This window comes from Sphingomonas melonis DAPP-PG 224 (assembly GCF_000379045.1).
GTDB classification, from domain to species: Bacteria; Pseudomonadota; Alphaproteobacteria; order Sphingomonadales; family Sphingomonadaceae; genus Sphingomonas; species Sphingomonas aquatilis.
Genome location: NZ_KB900605.1, coordinates 2,110,109 through 2,125,312, shown reverse-complemented (window position 1 = coordinate 2,125,312; position 15,204 = coordinate 2,110,109). Strand labels below are relative to the sequence as shown.

At 69.4% G+C, this 15,204-nt stretch carries 18 protein-coding genes and 1 tRNA gene; 1 reads left to right on the top strand and 18 read right to left on the bottom strand.

Going from position 1 to position 15,204, the window contains the following annotated elements:
• Nucleotides 1-7: 7 nt before the first annotated feature.
• Nucleotides 8-802: a Crp/Fnr family transcriptional regulator gene (locus SPHME3_RS0110415; RefSeq protein ID WP_017979224.1), complete on the bottom strand. Its 795-nt coding sequence runs from the start codon at nucleotides 800-802 to the stop codon at nucleotides 8-10.
• Between the two features lie 167 nt (nucleotides 803-969).
• Between SPHME3_RS0110415 and SPHME3_RS0110410 the strand changes: the two genes are divergently transcribed.
• The gene (locus SPHME3_RS0110410; protein ID WP_017979225.1) at nucleotides 970-2,409 is read left to right on the top strand and encodes a phospholipase D-like domain-containing protein; all 1,440 of its coding nucleotides are present in this window, start codon (nucleotides 970-972) and stop codon (nucleotides 2,407-2,409) included.
• On the opposite strand, the gene SPHME3_RS0110405 is transcribed toward SPHME3_RS0110410, so the two are convergent.
• The 17 genes from SPHME3_RS0110405 to gspF all read right to left on the bottom strand — a co-directional run bounded on the left by SPHME3_RS0110405 (nucleotide 2,406) and on the right by gspF (nucleotide 15,124).
• Nucleotides 2,406-3,038 carry a tetratricopeptide repeat protein gene (locus tag SPHME3_RS0110405; RefSeq protein ID WP_017979226.1) on the bottom strand — a complete coding sequence of 211 codons (633 nt, stop codon included), beginning with the start codon at nucleotides 3,036-3,038 and terminating at the stop codon, nucleotides 2,406-2,408. The two genes, SPHME3_RS0110410 and SPHME3_RS0110405, sit on opposite strands and share 4 nt — an antisense overlap.
• Nucleotides 3,038-3,448 carry a cytochrome c-type biogenesis protein gene (locus SPHME3_RS0110400; RefSeq protein ID WP_017979227.1) on the bottom strand — a complete coding sequence of 137 codons (411 nt, stop codon included), beginning with the start codon at nucleotides 3,446-3,448 and terminating at the stop codon, nucleotides 3,038-3,040. The genes SPHME3_RS0110405 and SPHME3_RS0110400 overlap by 1 nt, the downstream gene beginning before the upstream one ends.
• Nucleotides 3,445-3,963, bottom strand: a complete 519-nt coding sequence (locus tag SPHME3_RS0110395) for a redoxin family protein (protein ID WP_017979228.1) — start codon at nucleotides 3,961-3,963, stop codon at nucleotides 3,445-3,447. Before SPHME3_RS0110395 ends, SPHME3_RS0110400 begins: the two co-directional genes overlap by 4 nt.
• Nucleotides 3,960-5,876: a heme lyase CcmF/NrfE family subunit gene (locus SPHME3_RS0110390; protein ID WP_017979229.1), complete on the bottom strand. Its 1,917-nt coding sequence runs from the start codon at nucleotides 5,874-5,876 to the stop codon at nucleotides 3,960-3,962. The genes SPHME3_RS0110395 and SPHME3_RS0110390 overlap by 4 nt, the downstream gene beginning before the upstream one ends.
• Complete coding sequence (gene ccmE, locus SPHME3_RS0110385) at nucleotides 5,873-6,319, bottom strand: cytochrome c maturation protein CcmE (RefSeq protein WP_017979230.1); 447 nt, start codon at nucleotides 6,317-6,319, stop codon at nucleotides 5,873-5,875. The genes SPHME3_RS0110390 and ccmE overlap by 4 nt, the downstream gene beginning before the upstream one ends.
• Nucleotides 6,320-6,416: 97 nt before the next feature.
• A complete protein-coding gene (gene ccmC, locus SPHME3_RS0110375; RefSeq protein ID WP_017979232.1) occupies nucleotides 6,417-7,142 on the bottom strand; it encodes a heme ABC transporter permease CcmC in 726 nt (241 codons plus the stop codon).
• A 138-nt stretch (nucleotides 7,143-7,280) separates the two neighbouring features.
• Nucleotides 7,281-8,333 carry a Glu/Leu/Phe/Val dehydrogenase family protein gene (locus tag SPHME3_RS0110370; protein WP_024310285.1) on the bottom strand — a complete coding sequence of 351 codons (1,053 nt, stop codon included), beginning with the start codon at nucleotides 8,331-8,333 and terminating at the stop codon, nucleotides 7,281-7,283.
• 94 nt (nucleotides 8,334-8,427) lie between these two features.
• Nucleotides 8,428-8,504 (bottom strand) — tRNA-His (locus tag SPHME3_RS0110365).
• A gap of 48 nt (nucleotides 8,505-8,552) precedes the next feature.
• A complete protein-coding gene (gspN, locus tag SPHME3_RS0110360; RefSeq protein ID WP_017979234.1) occupies nucleotides 8,553-9,266 on the bottom strand; it encodes a type II secretion system protein N in 714 nt (237 codons plus the stop codon).
• Nucleotides 9,263-9,733 carry a type II secretion system protein GspM gene (gene gspM / locus SPHME3_RS0110355; protein WP_017979235.1) on the bottom strand — a complete coding sequence of 157 codons (471 nt, stop codon included), beginning with the start codon at nucleotides 9,731-9,733 and terminating at the stop codon, nucleotides 9,263-9,265. Before gspM ends, gspN begins: the two co-directional genes overlap by 4 nt.
• Nucleotides 9,730-10,812: a type II secretion system protein GspL gene (gene gspL, locus SPHME3_RS0110350; protein WP_017979236.1), complete on the bottom strand. Its 1,083-nt coding sequence runs from the start codon at nucleotides 10,810-10,812 to the stop codon at nucleotides 9,730-9,732. Before gspL ends, gspM begins: the two co-directional genes overlap by 4 nt.
• Nucleotides 10,809-11,789, bottom strand: a complete 981-nt coding sequence (gene gspK, locus SPHME3_RS0110345; protein ID WP_017979237.1) for a type II secretion system minor pseudopilin GspK — start codon at nucleotides 11,787-11,789, stop codon at nucleotides 10,809-10,811. Before gspK ends, gspL begins: the two co-directional genes overlap by 4 nt.
• The gene (gene gspJ, locus SPHME3_RS0110340) at nucleotides 11,779-12,438 is read right to left on the bottom strand and encodes a type II secretion system minor pseudopilin GspJ (protein WP_081609158.1); all 660 of its coding nucleotides are present in this window, start codon (nucleotides 12,436-12,438) and stop codon (nucleotides 11,779-11,781) included. The genes gspK and gspJ overlap by 11 nt, the downstream gene beginning before the upstream one ends.
• Before the next feature lie 140 nt (nucleotides 12,439-12,578).
• Nucleotides 12,579-12,959 (bottom strand): type II secretion system minor pseudopilin GspI, encoded by a 381-nt coding sequence (gene gspI, locus SPHME3_RS0110335; RefSeq protein ID WP_017979239.1) that lies wholly within the window; start codon nucleotides 12,957-12,959, stop codon nucleotides 12,579-12,581.
• A complete protein-coding gene (locus SPHME3_RS0110330) occupies nucleotides 12,959-13,420 on the bottom strand; it encodes a GspH/FimT family pseudopilin (protein WP_026151825.1) in 462 nt (153 codons plus the stop codon). The genes gspI and SPHME3_RS0110330 overlap by 1 nt, the downstream gene beginning before the upstream one ends.
• 31 nt (nucleotides 13,421-13,451) lie before the next feature.
• On the bottom strand, nucleotides 13,452-13,892 hold the full coding sequence (gspG, locus tag SPHME3_RS0110325; RefSeq protein ID WP_017979241.1) for a type II secretion system major pseudopilin GspG: 441 nt from the start codon (nucleotides 13,890-13,892) through the stop codon (nucleotides 13,452-13,454).
• 8 nt (nucleotides 13,893-13,900) lie between these two features.
• Nucleotides 13,901-15,124: a type II secretion system inner membrane protein GspF gene (gene gspF / locus SPHME3_RS0110320; RefSeq protein ID WP_017979242.1), complete on the bottom strand. Its 1,224-nt coding sequence runs from the start codon at nucleotides 15,122-15,124 to the stop codon at nucleotides 13,901-13,903.
• Nucleotides 15,125-15,204: the final 80 nt, after the last annotated feature.

Sequence of the window (15,204 nt, the reverse complement as noted above, 5' to 3'; positions counted from 1 at the left end):
TCCGCCGTCAGACCTGCGGCACGGCGGTCGCCCAATTCCCCATGTCGGAATAGAGGTAATCGCTTTCGAATTCGGCGACAGCGGCAAGGCCGGTCAGGTCGAGAATTTCGACGTGACCGTTGCGGAAGACCAGCAGGTTCCTCTCGCGCAGATCGCGCAACACGCGATTGACGTGGACGCCGGTCAGGCCGCACGCCTCCGCCAGATCGGGCTGGGTCAACGGCAGCTCGAACCGCCCGGCCTGTGCCAGCCCCACCATGGTCAGGCGGGCGTTCAGTTCGCAGAAGAAGTGCGCCAGCCGCCCGTCGGCTCCCAGTCGCCCAAGCCGGAAAATCCATTCCCGGTGCATCGCCGCATCGAGCAGCGTCGAGAACCATAGGACCCGCGTGAGGTGCGGATGCCGGTCGGTGATCGCCGTCAGCGTCTGGTGATCGTACAGTGCCACCTTTACCGGCCCCAGTGTGCCGATATCGTGATCGAGCCGCCCCGTCGGGAAGCCATGCAGATCGACGAAGTCACCGGGCACGTGAACCGACACCAGCTGCCGATACCCTTCGCGATCGTCCATGTAGCGGGTGATATAGCCGTCGACGAGCAACATGCTTTGTTCGAGCCGCTCACCCCGGCGCACCAGATGCTGGCGCGCGGGGAAATCCTTCACCGTCTGGACGGCATCTTCCAGGATGCGATGCTCCTCGATCGAAAGGCGCTCTCGCCCCCGCCCCATCAGGAAGCGGCCGGTGAGGGGAAAGCGCCCGAGCGCGTCAGATCGGGGCAAGGCGCGGACAGCATCATCGATCATGACCCTGTCAAACACGGATCGGGGGCGTAACGTTCCCAGATCGACCGCAGCTGTTTTCGGAACACTTGCCCCCTCCCCCCGTTTCGATGCGAAGGCGGAACAGTTGATCCGCGATGCCCGTATGCCACATGGGGTGCGTGGCATATAAAACAGGGGGATATGGCCAAATGCTCGAACCGGATCGCAATGTCTGGCGGATCGAGCGGGCGAACCGCCTGTCGGTGATCGTCGATGCCGACCGCTATTTCGGTGTCGCCCGTGAAGCCTTCGCCGCGGCGAAGAAGCGTATCATGCTGGTTGGATGGGATTTCGACGCACGCATCCCGCTGGTGGGCGATGGCGTGGATGTCGACGGGCCGGAGACGGTCGGCGATTTCCTCTACTGGCTGGTCGAGCGCAATCCGGAGCTGGAGCTGTATCTGCTGCGCTGGGACATTGGCGCGCTGAAGTCGATCTTCCGCGGCAAGACGCTGTTTACCGTGTGGAAGTGGGCACGGCATCCGCGCATCCATGTGAAACTCGACGCCCATCACCCGACCGGATCGTCGCACCACCAGAAGATCGTGTCGATCGACGACTGCCTCGCCTTTTGCGGCGGGATCGACATGACCGCCGAGCGCTGGGACACGCGTGCGCATCGCGACGACGATCCCGGGCGGCGCCTGCCGGGCGGTGGGCTCTACAAGCCGTGGCACGATGCGACGACCGCGATCACCGGTCCGGCCGCGGCGGCGCTCGCCGAATTGTGCCGCAACCGCTGGCGGCTTGCGACGACGCATCGGCTGGCGCCGGTCGAGGGCAAGGTGTCCTGCTGGCCGGATTCGCTCGCACCGACGTTCGAGAACGTCGATGTCGGCATCGCGCGCAGCCAGCCCGAGATGCCGGGCGAGGCGCCGGTGACCGAGGTGGAGGCGATGTTCCTCGACCAGATCCGGGCCGCACGCCGGCACATCTATTGCGAAAGCCAGTATTTCGCCTCGCGCCGCATTGCGGAGGCGATCGCGGCGCGGCTGGATGAGGAGGACGGGCCGGAGATCGTCATCGTCAATCCGCTGACCGCGCAAGGCTGGCTGGAGCCGATCGCGATGGACACGGCGCGCGCGCGGCTGGTCGAAACGCTGAGGCGGCGCGACCGACACGGGCGGCTGCGACTGTACCATCCCTTCACGCAAGGCGGCACGGCGATCTATTGCCATGCCAAGATCACGATCATCGACGACACGCAGTTGCGGATCGGATCGGCGAACATCAACAACCGCTCGCTGCGGCTCGATACCGAATGCGACGTCGTGGTGGATGCGGCCCGGCATCCCGGCCGCGGGCTGGAGGCGACCATCGCGGACGCGCGCGCCGACCTGATGGCCGAGCATCTGGGCGTATCCCCCGCCACAGTGGCAGCGACGATCGAGGAGACGGGGTCGCTGATCGCGACGATCGAGCGGCTGCGAGGATCCGGCCGATCGCTGCGGCCCTATGAGGTCCCCGACCTGGACGGCGTGCAGGAATGGCTGGCCGACAATGAGATCCTGGACCCCGAAGGACCGGGCGAGATGTTCGAAGCGACCACCCACCGCGGGCTGTTCCGCGGGCGGTTGAAACGACGCTAGCGCGCGGGGGCCTGCTGGGCGAGCAGGCGGTCGAGCAAGGCGAGCCGGACGGCAATGTCCTTGCGATAGGATGCTCGCTCCGGCGTCAGTGCGAGCGCCTGCGCCCAATAGCGGCGCGCGAGCTGAAATTCGCCGGCGCGGATATAGGCAAGCCCCAGGAAGAATCGCGGCCCCGGATGATCGGGCGCAAGGCGCATCGCCTGCTGGAACGCAAAGAGGGCGGGCGGCGACACCACGTCGCGGTCATGCGCGGCCATGGTCGTACCCAGCGCAGTCCACAGCATCGCGCTGCTGCGATAGCGGTTGATCCCGCCCAAAAGCGCGATCACCGCAGACCGTCGGTCGCCGGACCGGGCGAGCGCATCGGCCGCGATCAGATAGGTGCCATCGGCGGTGAAGCGGCCGAACATCGCATCGCGCAGCGTGACGAGTTCGGGATCGTCGGCTTGCAGCGCCGCATTGCTCCGCGGCGCGGCACCGGGCCGCATCGGACTGCCCTGCCACGCATAGCCTGCCGCGCCGAGCATCAATGCAGCGCCGACCATCGACCATAGCCGCCGATCGACACGCAGCGCGACGAGCGCCGCAAAGCTCGCCCCGGCGATCAGCAGAAGCGCGATCCAGCCCATCAGTCGCGCCTCCGGCGCCGGAAGCTCGACCGCGCGATGCCGATGCCGATGGCGAGCAGGACCAACGGCGCGGCCCATAACGGGCCCGTCGCTGCGCCCAGCGGCGGATCGTAGCTGATGTAATCGCCATAGCGTTCGATCAGCCACGCGCGGATCGCCTGCGGCGTCTCCCCCGCGGCGATACGGCTACGCACCAGCGCGCGCATGTCGCCCGCCATGCTGGCGTCGCTGTCGGCGATCGACTGGCCCTGACAGACGACGCAGCGCAGCGTTTCCATCAGCGCGCGCGCCTTCGCCTCCTGCGCCGGATCGCGCAGTTGCGTGTCGGCGAGCGCGGCGGGCGGGGTCGTCGGATCGGCCAACGCGGGCGTGGCGAGCGTCGCCGCGAGGAGGATTGCCCAGCCCCTCATCGTGCCGCCTTCACCGCGGCGGCAATCCCCGCCACGTCGCTCGCACGGATATCGCCGACATGTTGCAGGACGATACGCCCCTGCCCGTCGACCACGAAGCTTTCCGGCACGCCGGACGAGCCGAGCGCCAGCTGCACCGCGCTCTGCCGGTCATCGCCAATACTGGCATAAGGGTCGCCGTTCTGGCGCAGGAAGGCGGTGAGCGCGGGCGTGGTGTCGCGGATCGCAATGCCTTCGATCGGCACGCCCAGGGTCTTGAGACGCATCAGCTGCGGCGCCTCCGCAATACAGGGGATGCACCAGCTCGCGAAGATGTTGATCAGGCGCGGCTTGCCGGTCAGCGTGCCGCTGCCGGGCTTGCCGGGGACGATGGCGGGCAAGGTGACGTCGGGCAGCGGCTTGCCGATCATCGCCGAGCGGACGGTACGGTCTGCGGGTCTGAACAGGCCGAACGCCACCACGGCCGCGATCGCGACGAACGCCGCGAGCGGCGCCCAGAGCAACCAGCGCTTCACGCCACGCCCTCGCGCAGCGCGCTACGCCGCTCGCGCCGCCAGCGACCGATCAGCGACAAGGCACCGCCCAGGGCGACCAGTGCGCCGCCCAGCCAGATCAGCGTCACGAACGGCTTCCACCATAGCCTGAGCTGCCAACGCCCCTGCGTGTCGGGCTGGCCGAGGACCGTATAGAGCTGGCCGTCCCACAGCGTCAGGATCGCGCTTTCGCTGGTGGTGGTGACCGGGTCGGAAAAGAAGCGCGATTGCGGACGCAGGATCACCGTGTCGTCGTCGCGGGTCGCGCTCAGCCGCGCCTCGAGCGCCGACCAATTCTGGCCGATGACGGGGCGCACGCCCTGAAGGCGGACGGTGAAGGGGCCGACATGGACGGGCTGGCCGACCCGCGCCGCGACCAACGTCTCCGACGTGTAGGCCGCATCGCATGCCATGCCGGCAAGGCTCACCGCGATGCCCAGATGCGCGACGACCATGCCCCAGGTGAACAGCGGCGTGCGCCACGGATTGCGGCCGAGCAGCGGCAGCACGCTCGCCACCGCCAAACCCGCGGCGAGTGACAGGCCGAACAGCGGCAGCACGCCCGGCGGTGCCAGCACGACCAGCCCGGCGCCCGTGAAACCCGCTGCCGCGACCGGCCACATCATCCGTTCGAGCAGCGCGTTCGCGCTGTCCCGCCGCCAGCGCAGCAGCGGCCCGGCCGCCATGACAACGACGAGCGCCAGCGCGACCGGGCCCGCGGCCTTGTTGAAGAAGGGCGGCCCCACCGACAGCTGCACGCCGAAGCCGGCGGCGACAAGCGGGTAGAGCGTGCCGATCAACACGATGCCGAGGATGACCGACAGCAGCAGATTGTTGAGGACCAATCCCCCTTCACGGCTGACCAGTTCGAACGTCGTGCCCGCGCGCACCGTGCCGATCCGGGCCGCGAACAGCGCCAGCGCCCCGCCGATGTAGATGGCGAGCAGCGCCAGGATGAAGGCGCCACGCTCCGGGTCGACGGCAAAGGCGTGAACGCTGGTCAGGATGCCAGAGCGGACCAGGAAGGTGCCGATCATCGACATCGAAAAGGCGACGACGGCGAGCATCACCGTCCACGCCCGCAAGCCATCGCGCGTCGCCAGCACCGTCACCGAATGGAGCAAGGCGGTCGCGGCCAGCCACGGCATCAGCGAGGCATTCTCGACCGGGTCCCAGAACCACCAGCCGCCCCAGCCCAGCTCGTAATAGGCCCAATAGGATCCCGCGGTAATGCCGAGCGTCAGGAACACCCACGCCCCCAGCACCCAGGGCCGCATCGCCCGCGCGAACGCCGGACCGACGTCCCGCGTGATCAGCGCGCCCACCGCGAAGGAGAAAGCGACCGAAATGCCGACATAGCCGATGTACAACGTCGGCGGATGGAAGGCGAGACCGGGGTCCTGCAACAACGGGTTCAGCCCCATGCCGTCGCGCGCGGGCATCGGCAGCCGCGCGAACGGATTGGAGGCGAACAGCAGGAAAGCGTAGAAGCCGAGTGCGATCCCCGCCTGCGCAGCCAGCGTCGCGATCAGCGTGCGTTCGGGCAGGCGGCGCTCCAGCACCGCGACCGCGCCGCCGGCAAGGCCCAGGATCGTCACCCAAAGCAGCATCGACCCTTCATGATTGCCCCAGGCACCGGCGAATTTGTAGATCCACGGCTTGGCCGAATGGCTGTTCTCGACCACCAGCTTGACCGACATGTCGGACGCGAGGAACAGCGTGATCAGCGCCGCCATCGCCAGCAGCGCCAGCGCGCCCTGGACGATCGCGACGGGGCGGACCGCGGCGATCGTCTCGGTGCCGCCACGCGACAGGCCGATCGCGCCGAGGGCCAGCTGCAACGCCGCCAGCGCGGCGGCGAGCCACAAGGCGGCAAGGCCGACCTCGGCGATCACGGTTCCAGCGTCCGCGTTTCGTGCATCGCCTTGCCGCCCTTTGCGGCGAGTTCGGGCGGCATGTACTTTTCGTCGTGCTTGGCGAGCAGGTTGGTCGCGGTGAAGCTGCCGTCGGGGTTGAAATGCCCCTCCGCGACGACGCCGGAGCGCTCCCGGAACAGGTCGGGCGCGATACCGGCGAAGGTGACGGGGGTGGTCGCGATGCCGTCGCCGACGACGAAGTGGATGGTGACCCCGTCGGGCGCGCGCTTGATCGACCCGGCCTGCACCATACCGCCGAGGCGCACCGCCCGGCCGAGCGGTAGGCCCTGCTTCGCGACGTCGGACGGCGCATAGAAGAACGATGCCTGATCCTTCAGCGCGGACATGGCGAGCAGCGCCGCCGCGATCACCGCGGCAAGGCCCAGCAGCACGAGTGTCAGCCGTTGATGCTTCGCCTTCATTTCTCGGCGCGCTTCATCGCGATATAGCTCACAAGCGTCAGCGCACCCGCCGCGCCGAGCGTGACGGCATACGCCGCGACGATGAACGGCCAGTGGTTCATGCCCGCGCCATCCGCCGCATCCGCGCTTCGGCCTTGGTTCGCGCAAGCGTCGTCCGCATGCGCATCAGGACGATCGCGGCGAACAGCGCGGTGAAACCGGCCATCGTAAAGCCCAGCGGCCACAGGATGCTGCCTGCGATGCTCGAACCGGTGAGGCCGATCGACGGGCCCTGATGGAGCGTATTCCACCAGATCACCGAATAGCGGATGATCGGCAGCAACACGGTTCCGGCAATGCCGTACAGGGCCGGAATACGGCCATCGCCGCCGCGTTCCGCGTCGGCGCGGGCGAGCGCCATGTAACCGCAATAGACGAAGAACAGCAGCAGCATCGACGTCAGCCGCCCGTCCCATTGCCACCACGTTCCCCAGGTCGGCCGCCCCCAGATCGATCCGGTGACGAGGCAGACGGCGGCGAACATCGCCCCCGGCAAGGCGATCGCGCGCGCCGCGACGTCGGCCAGCGGATGTCGCCAGACCAGAAAGGCGATGCTGCTGATCGCAAGGCCGCTCCAGCCGCCCATGCCGAGCCAGGCGGCAGGCACATGGATGTAGAGGATGCGGACGCTGTCCCCCTGCAGATAGTCGCGCGGACTTTGCGTCAGGCCGGCCCAGCAGCCGACGGCGATCAGCGTGACGCCCGCCCACAGCAGCGCCGGCGTCAGCACGCGGGCGAGCTTCAGGAAGCGGGCGGGATTGGCAAGGGCATGAAGGGTCGGCACGGTCGCCCAGCGTCATAGCAGCTTTGTAGCCGCCGTCATCCCGTCGGTTGCAGCGGCGCCGTCGGTCTTTGGACCAACACCGGCGGCAGCGCACCGCCGGTGTCGGCCAGACCACCGAGGCCGATCAGTCGGGGCCGATCAGCCGCGGCCGATCAGGCGCTGGGCGATCGTGTCGGCGACCTCGGCAGCGGGGCGGCCGGTGCGTTCGCTTTCGTCCCACACCTCGTTCAGGCGTGCCGGGATCTTGGCGATGCGGGCCATCACTTCGGCTTCGTCGCCCTGCCCCAGATATTCGAGGCCGACGTTGATGATGCCACCGGCGTTGATGACGTAATCCGGGGCATACAGGATGCCGCGATCGTGCAGGCGATCGTAATCCTCGCGCGTCGCGAGCTGATTGTTCGCGCCGCCCGCAACGACCTTGGCGGTCAGCGTCGGGATGGTCGCTTCGGTCAGGATCGCGCCCAGCGCGTTCGGGCTGAAGATATCCGCCTCGACGCCCAGGATCGCGCCGGCTGCGACCGTCTCGCCGCCCAGTTCCGCCGCCAGCGCCGCCGCACGGGCTGCATCGACGTCGGCGAGCGTCAGGCGCGCGCCGTCCTTCGCCAGCAGCCTGGCAAGGCCGCCACCGACCGAGCCAACGCCCTGGATCGCGACATGCACGCCCTTCATGTCGTCGGTGCCGAGGCCGCGCTTCGCCGCCGCCTTCACGCCCAGATAGACGCCGTGCGCGGTGTACGGGCCGGGGTCGCCACCCGCCGCGCCGCTTTCGACCGGCAGGCCGCTGACATACTTGGTCTCGCCCGCGATTACCTTCATGCGCGCTTCGGACATGCCGACGTCCTCGGCGGTGACGTAGCGGCCACCGAGCGATTCGACCGCGCGGCCGAACGCCTTGAGCTGCGCCTCGGGGATGATCGCACCGGGCTTGTCGGCCAGGATCACGCCCTTGCCGCCGCCAAGCGCGAGGCCCGCCATGGCGTTCTTGAAGCTCATGCCGCGCGACAGGCGCAGCGCGTCGGTGACCGCGAGGTCGCCCGAAGCGTAATGCCAGAAGCGCGCGCCGCCCGCTGCCGGGCCGAGGTGGGTCGAATGGACCGCGATAATCGCGCGCAGGCCCGATTCGCGATCGGTGAAGGCGTGGACGCCCTCATGATGGTCAAAGTCGGGAAGGTCCCACACCGAGGTCATCGCCTGCTCCATGGATCGAATATTGCGAATGTCCGCAATATTGTTTCCCAGCGGTTTTGGCTAGTCCCTGCGGTCCTGAAAAGGAGCGGGAAAATGGGGCGACCGACGGGACTTGAACCCGCAACTTCCGGCATCACAAGCCGGCGCTCTAACCAATTGAACTACGGTCGCCGCGAAGACGGGTGCCCCTAGCGGGCACTGTAGCGGCGGTCAAGGCCGTCAGAAGCGTCCTTCGACCGAAAGTCGGTAACCGCCGGGTCCGGCGACGAAACCCGTCGCCGCCAGCCGCTGCGCTGCGGCGTCGTCGCTGGGCGCGAGGCGCAGTGCGGCGGAGTAGCGGCCATCGCCGGTCAGCCGCAGCTCGATCGCCTCGGTCCCGGCCTTACTGGCGAGCGGCAACAACAAGGCGTTGCCGTCGCAGCGGGCAACGCCCGTCAGCTCGGTCGGCAAAGCGATTCCCGCCGCCTCGCCCACCAGCCGTGCGCGCACCCGACCCTCGGCCTGTTCGCACACATCGTCGGCAAAGCGGATGCTGACGTCTTCCAGCGTCAGCGCGGTGACGGGCAGCGGCGCAAAGGCGTTGCCGGTCGGGAAGGTCGCGGTCATCCCCTCGATCCCGCGCAGATGGCGGCCCAGCACGAAGGCGCCATGCACCGTCCCCGCCTGATCCTCGACCGATACGCGTGCGCGCCCGATCAGCAGCGCGAACGGCGACAGGCTGGCATCCAGCGTGCCCAGCGCAAGATCGCCGAACCGTGCATCGATCAGCCGACCGTCCCACACGCTGCCGGTGACGCTGCGTGCGCTGAAACCCTGCTCGCCGACGCCGGCCGCGCCCAGCACCAGCCGCATCGGGAGGAAGACGAGCAACGCCATGAGCATCATCGCACCGAACAGCGCCGCCGGCCCGGTGGTCAGTCTCAGCCGCCTCACGACGCGCGCGCCCGTGCGACGAAGTCGACGCCGACGCTGCCATCCGCATTGTCGCGCCACGCCGCCGATTCGATCAGGATGCCACTCGCCTCCAGCCCGGCGAACCAGCGGGCCAGCGCCGCCGGCCGAGCCGCGGTGATCGTCGCATGCACCCGGCCCGCACCCGATTCGTCGACGGTGGCGAGCGCGAAGCCCGCCGCCTCGGCGCGCCGCCGCACCGTGTCGGCGAGGCTGCCCTCGATCGGCGTGCGTCGCCCGGCGCTGCGGATCAGGTCGACCGCATTCTGCGTGCTGCCCAGCCGGACGACCGCATCGGCGTACCGCTCGCGCGCGCTCGACAGGCCGTCACGGACGGGCAGGATGATCCCGCCCCACAGCATGGTGACGACCAGCAGCGCGAGCATGACGAGGATCAGCCGGCGTTCGCGTAAGGATCGGCCGGCGAACCAGCTGCGGATGCTGCTCATGGCCGCGTCACCGTCATCTCGCCCGTCACCCTTCCGTTGGCCGACTGGAACGTGCCGGCGGTGACGGTGAAGCCCGCTGCCTCCAGTGCGCGCTTAAGGTCGGTCGGCAGCGATTCGCGCGCGGCACCGACGCCGATGCGCAAGGCGCCGTTCGACTGGAAATCGAGGCTGGTCAGCTCCGTGCCCGGCGTGGCGCGGACCGCGGCATAGGTCGCGGCGACCGTCCGGCTGAAGCCCAGACCGGGGCCGCGCACCGCCGACAGACGCTCGGCGAGCTGACGGTCGACGTCGGTCACCGTCTCGCCGCGCGGCAGGCCGGTTCGCGCCAGCGCTTCGGTCCGCGCGTTGATCGCATCCGCGCCGAAACTGTATTTGCCGATCCGCACCAGATCGATCGCCAGTGTCAGCGCGAGGATGCCGGCTCCCATGATCGCGAGACGCCGCACCAACGGCCAGTCGATCCCTATGCGGCGCCGACGCGCGAACGGCCCCTGCCGCAGGTCGAGCGGTGGCGTCGCCGCGGCGGTGGCGATCACCGGATCGAGCGCGCTGCGCGGCAGCGTCTCGATCGGCGCATCCCCCACGACCAGATCGGTCAGCCGCGCTTCGTCGGCAAAGCCGGACGTGCGGCCGCGCACCAGCGCCGCCCCGCCGACCATGGCGCGGAGATAGCCCTCCTCCGGGCGCGGCAGCAGCAGCGGCGCCGGAACCATCGCGGCGGGGTCGATCCCGAGCGCCGCAAGGTCCGCCAGCCAGGCCGCCATCACCGCGCTGCCCACCACGGCGATCGGCCGCTCGCCATTCCCCTCTTCCGCGTCGCCGACGGCGACGTGGAGTTCATGGATCGGCGTCGCGCTCGCGTCGGCGACCAGCAGGCGCGCGGCAGCGATGCTTTGCGCGAGCGAGCGGGCGGGCAGGTCCGCCCAGTGCAGCGTCACGTCCTGTGCGGGTGCGACCGCGACGATGCGCTCCTCAGGGACAGCAGGCAGCCCCTCGCCTTCGGCGATTTCGCCGTCTTCGGCCAGGCGCAGCCAGCGATAGGGGGCGTCGCCCGCGGGCAGGAAGAGCAGCGTCGTCATGATTCGTCGCCCCATTGCCGTGCCACGAGCCGCGCGGGAAGACGGCTTGCATCGATCAGCGCCCTTTCCTGCAATCGGGCGGACCCGGTGCTGACGTCGATCGCCAGCGCGAACCAGGTCGTTTTCACCCCCAGCCCGCCCCCGCCCTCCGGCGCGGCGCCGTTGCCGGCGAGGTTCAGGAACGTGCTGGCGTCGCGAAAGCCGTCAGGCGGCCGGCGCAGGATCATGCCGCGGGCAGCCTCGACGGAGAGCGTGCCGGGGAACAGCATCGCGACCAGCGGGGCCTGTTCGGGCGTCAGCGTGTTGATGTTGATCGTCGCCGGCTCCGCCTTGGGCAAGGTACAGATCCAGGGCCGCAACTTCGCGTAGATGTCGGGCGTCACGCCATCCACCGCGCGCAACTCGCTGGGATCGGCCATCAGCGTGCCCGCGGTGCGATAGGGCACGCTACGGGCGAGATAGACGGGGTCCTCGGCGCCATTGCCCTGCTGGTCGCCGTCGCTGTCGATCCAGTCGGCGGTGGCGGCGGCGATATGGTCGGCGGCCTGACTGGGCACGCCGATCGCCTGCATCAGCCGGACGAACTGCAATCGCTGCGCGAAGTTCTGCGACGAGGTGTAGAGATTGGGCGCAAGCCGGCTGACCAGACCGTTGAGGTTGAAGCAATTGCCGCCATCGCGAACCCGCGCGACGGCAAGCCCGCCGCCGGGCAGCGGCAAGCCGAACGGCCGCCCGCTCCAGCCACCCGCGAGCGTCACGCGATCGGGCGCATCGCCCAGCATCGTCGTGATCCGCGACGTCGCCAGCGCCTCCGCCGCGCGCGCAAAGCCGCGCGCCTGCTCGCCCGCCAGCGCATTGCCGGCGAGCCGGGTCGTCAGCCGCAGCCGTTCCAGCGCAGCCCCCGCCAGCACCGCGATGATCGCGACGAGCAGCAGGACGGTGAGCAGCGCGGCGCCGCGCTCGCGCTCAGATGGCACCGGGCGTTCCCGTCGGACTTGGCTGGGGCCCGGGCTGCCCACCCGGCTGGGCCGGGGCATAGCCCGACCCGACCAGCAGCATCAGCCGCAGCGCGCTGCCGTCGGTGCGCCGGATCGTCAGCTCCGCCGCCTGCGGCAGCGGCGCGCCCTGCGTGCCGTCCCAACGATCGCTCCACGCACCCTTGTAGCGATAGCGCGCGCCGACCCCGACGACCTTGCCCAGCAGCGCGACCGCGGGCAGCGGCGCCGCGCCATCGATCATCGGATAGGCGACGCGCTCCAGCGTGCCGTCGACGACGCGATAGGCGACCTTCTGCGCACTCGCGCGCGGGGCATCGTCGACATTGGTCCAGCCTGCACGCACGAACGCCAGGCGGCCGTCGCTTTCGCCCGTGAAGGCCGGGCGCGGTGTGCCCGCCTCGTCGCGCGCGGGCCGGTCGATCGCCTGCCCCAGATCGCCCGCGATCAGCGCGGCGGTGCGGTTGAGCGCCGCGATATCGCCGAACCGCGCGCCGGTGGCGGTCTGCGCGCGGACGCTGAAGGTCAGGATCGCGACTCCTGCCGCCGCGATCAGGCCGAAGATGAGCAGGGCCACCAGGACTTCGACAAGAGTGAAGCCCGCCTGCTGATGACGGTGACATCGCCCCACCACCACCGTCACCCCGGACTTGGTCCGGGGTCCACCGGGCCGCACGGGGACGGCATGTGCCTCCAGCCATCCCCCTCGCCGCGGTGTGGACCCCGGACCAAGTCCGGGGTGACGACAGGACAGAGGTGACCGCGTGGCCATCACGACACGTCCGGCGGCCGGATCGCCGTCGTCCGCCCAACCACCTGCCCCGCGCGATTGCTCACCGCGACGTCGATCCGCACGATGCTGGCATTGCCCGTCGGCGCCACCTGACGCACCCAGGTCCAGCTGCGACCGGCGTTCACCTCGCTGCCGCTCGTGCGCCCCACCACCGGCGGTCGCGCCTCGCTGACCGCTTCGTTGGCGACGTTGCGCGCCACGATCCCCGCCACCAGACTGTCGTCCAGCACGCGCGCACCGCGGATCGTCGCCGTCTCCAGCCGCAGCAGTGCGAGCACGGCCAAGCTGAACACCGCCAGCGCGACCATGATCTCGATGAGGGTAAAGCCCCCCTCCTGCCGGTCGCCGGCGCGGCCCATCAGCTCGCCACCCGCACGCTGCCGTCCGCGTCCATATCGATCACCGCGCGCGCGCCGCTGCGGGTCAGCGTCACCTGTGCCGGCCGGTCGGCAAGGCCGGTGGGATCATAGACGATCCGCAGCCGCCCGTTGGCGTCGCCGATCGCGGCGTCCGTGCCCGCACTCCAGCGTTCGACCCGCAGCGGCGTGTCCGCCACCGCGACCCATTGCCCCGCGATCCGCCGGTCGAAGCCATAGCCGCCCGCCGTCACCCACAGGCTGACGGGCCGCGCTTCGACGATCGCCGCATCATGCGCCGCCCGCGCGCGCACCGCGAAGCGCGCCGCCTCATCCGCCACCCGGCCGCGCGGATCGGGCATGTTCCACACTGCCACGGCCGCCGCCAGCCCGATGATGGTCACGACCACCATCAGCTCGATCAGCGTGAAGCCCTGTTGGGCTTTACACCAGACACGGCGCAATCCCGTATCCGAGAGGCGGCGGCGCGGCACGTTATTGCCAGCTGGTGATATCGGCGTTGGCGCCCTCGCCGCCTTCCTTGCCGTCCGCCCCCAGGCTCCAGACATCGGCCTCGCCATGCTGGCCGGGCGAAGCGTAGAGATACGGCCGGCCCCAAGGATCGTTGGGCAGCTTCTTGATATAGCCGCCCTTCTGATATTCGGCGGCATTCACGCCGCTCGGCGCGGTGACGAGCGCCTGCAGGCCCTGCGACGTCGTCGGATAGCCGTTCATCTGCAGGCGATACATTTCCAACGCGCCCTCGATCGTGCTGATGTCGGCCTTCGCCTTGGTGATCTTGCCCTTGTCGCCCGCGGGCAGGACATTGAACGTGACGATCGCGGCGAGCAGGCCGATGATGACGATCACGACCATCAGTTCGACGAGCGTGAAGCCCTCTTCGCGACGGTGCGGCTTTTTCTGCTTGATACGCATGATGATCCTTACTGGCCTGCCAGCGTGTTGAGCTGGAGGATGGGGAGCAGGATGGATAGCACGATCGTCGCGACGATGCCGCCCATCAGCACGATGATCGCGGGTTCGAGCAGCGACAGCGCGGTCGCGGTGAAGCGGTCGAACTCACGCTCGAGATAGTCGGCGGCGCGTTCGAGCATCTCGTCGAGCCGCCCCGCCGCCTCGCCGCTGGCCGCGAGATAGGTGAGCAGCGGCGGGAAGACGTTCGCGCGCCGCATCGCCGCCGACAGGCTGCCGCCCGAACGGATCGCCTCGACGATCTCGTCCGACGCGACGCGCAGGCGACGGTTGTGGATCGTGCTCGCCGTCAGCGTCAGCCCCTCCAGCAACGGCAGTCGGCTCGCGACCATCGTCGACAGCGTCCGCGCCATGCGCGCGGCATGCAGGTCGCGCAGCAGGCGGCCGAGCAGCGGCAGGCGCAGCAGCCCGGTATCGAACGACAGCCGGATCGCCGGATCGCGCATTGCATAGGCGCCGCCGACCCCGATCAGGCCGAGCACCAACGCCAGCACCCACCAATAACCGACCAGTATGTCGGACAGGGCGATGACGACGCGCGTCAGCAACGGCAGCTCCTGCCCCACGGTATCGAACTGCTCGACGACCTGCGGCACCACGAACATCATCAGCGCGGTAACGACGCCCAGCGCCACCACGGCCAGGATCGTCGGATAGGCGAGTGCGGTGATCAGCTTGCCGCGGATTTCCGCCTGCCGTTCAAGCAGCGCCGCCAGCCGATCGAGGATCGTCGGCAGACTGCCCGAACTCTCGCCCGCCGCCACCATCGCGCGGTACAGCGGCGGGAAGCTCTTGGGCGCGCGCGCCATCGAATCGGCCAGCCGCCGCCCCTCGACCACGCCGGCATGGACCTGTGATACGATCCCGCGGACGCTCTCCTGCTCGGTCTGGCGCGTGATGGTGCGCAGCGATTCCTCCAGCGGCGAGACGCGGTTCAGGGTCGCGAGCTGGCGCGTAAAGAGCGTCAGCTGCTTGTTGCTCATCTTTTTGGCGCCCAGCCGGATGCCGAATAGCGGCCGGCTCTGCGCGACCGGCGGCGCGCCCGGATCGAGCCGCACGACGAACAGCTTGCGCCGATCGAGCTGCGCCCGCGCCGCGTCCGCATCCGCCGCCGCGACATGCCCGCGCTGCTCCTGTCCGCGCGTGTCGATGGCGAGATAGTCGAAGTCAGCCATGCCGAGCCGCCCTCAACCTTCGCCGCCTTCAGCGGCTCTCCCCTCTCCCATTGGGAGAGGGTGGGAGCGGCGCAGCCCCG

Bases quoted from the DNA above. Each gene is read 5' to 3' on its own strand.
- gspI (WP_017979239.1), bottom strand. From the start codon at position 12,959: ATGGGCCGCGCCGGCGACCGGCAGGAGGGGGGCTTTACCCTCATCGAG.
- ccmE (WP_017979230.1), bottom strand. From the start codon at position 6,319: ATGAAGGCGAAGCATCAACGGCTGACACTCGTGCTGCTGGGCCTTGCC.
- gspM (WP_017979235.1), bottom strand. From the start codon at position 9,733: ATGAGCAGCATCCGCAGCTGGTTCGCCGGCCGATCCTTACGCGAACGC.
- SPHME3_RS0110415 (WP_017979224.1), bottom strand. From the start codon at position 802: ATGATCGATGATGCTGTCCGCGCCTTGCCCCGATCTGACGCGCTCGGG.
- SPHME3_RS0110370 (WP_024310285.1), bottom strand. From the start codon at position 8,333: ATGACCTCGGTGTGGGACCTTCCCGACTTTGACCATCATGAGGGCGTC.
- gspG (WP_017979241.1), bottom strand. From the start codon at position 13,892: ATGCGTATCAAGCAGAAAAAGCCGCACCGTCGCGAAGAGGGCTTCACG.
- gspF (WP_017979242.1), bottom strand. From the start codon at position 15,124: ATGGCTGACTTCGACTATCTCGCCATCGACACGCGCGGACAGGAGCAG.
- SPHME3_RS0110400 (WP_017979227.1), bottom strand. From the start codon at position 3,448: ATGAGGGGCTGGGCAATCCTCCTCGCGGCGACGCTCGCCACGCCCGCG.
- SPHME3_RS0110410 (WP_017979225.1), top strand. From the start codon at position 970: ATGCTCGAACCGGATCGCAATGTCTGGCGGATCGAGCGGGCGAACCGC.
- SPHME3_RS0110405 (WP_017979226.1), bottom strand. From the start codon at position 3,038: ATGGGCTGGATCGCGCTTCTGCTGATCGCCGGGGCGAGCTTTGCGGCG.
- gspL (WP_017979236.1), bottom strand. From the start codon at position 10,812: ATGACGACGCTGCTCTTCCTGCCCGCGGGCGACGCCCCCTATCGCTGG.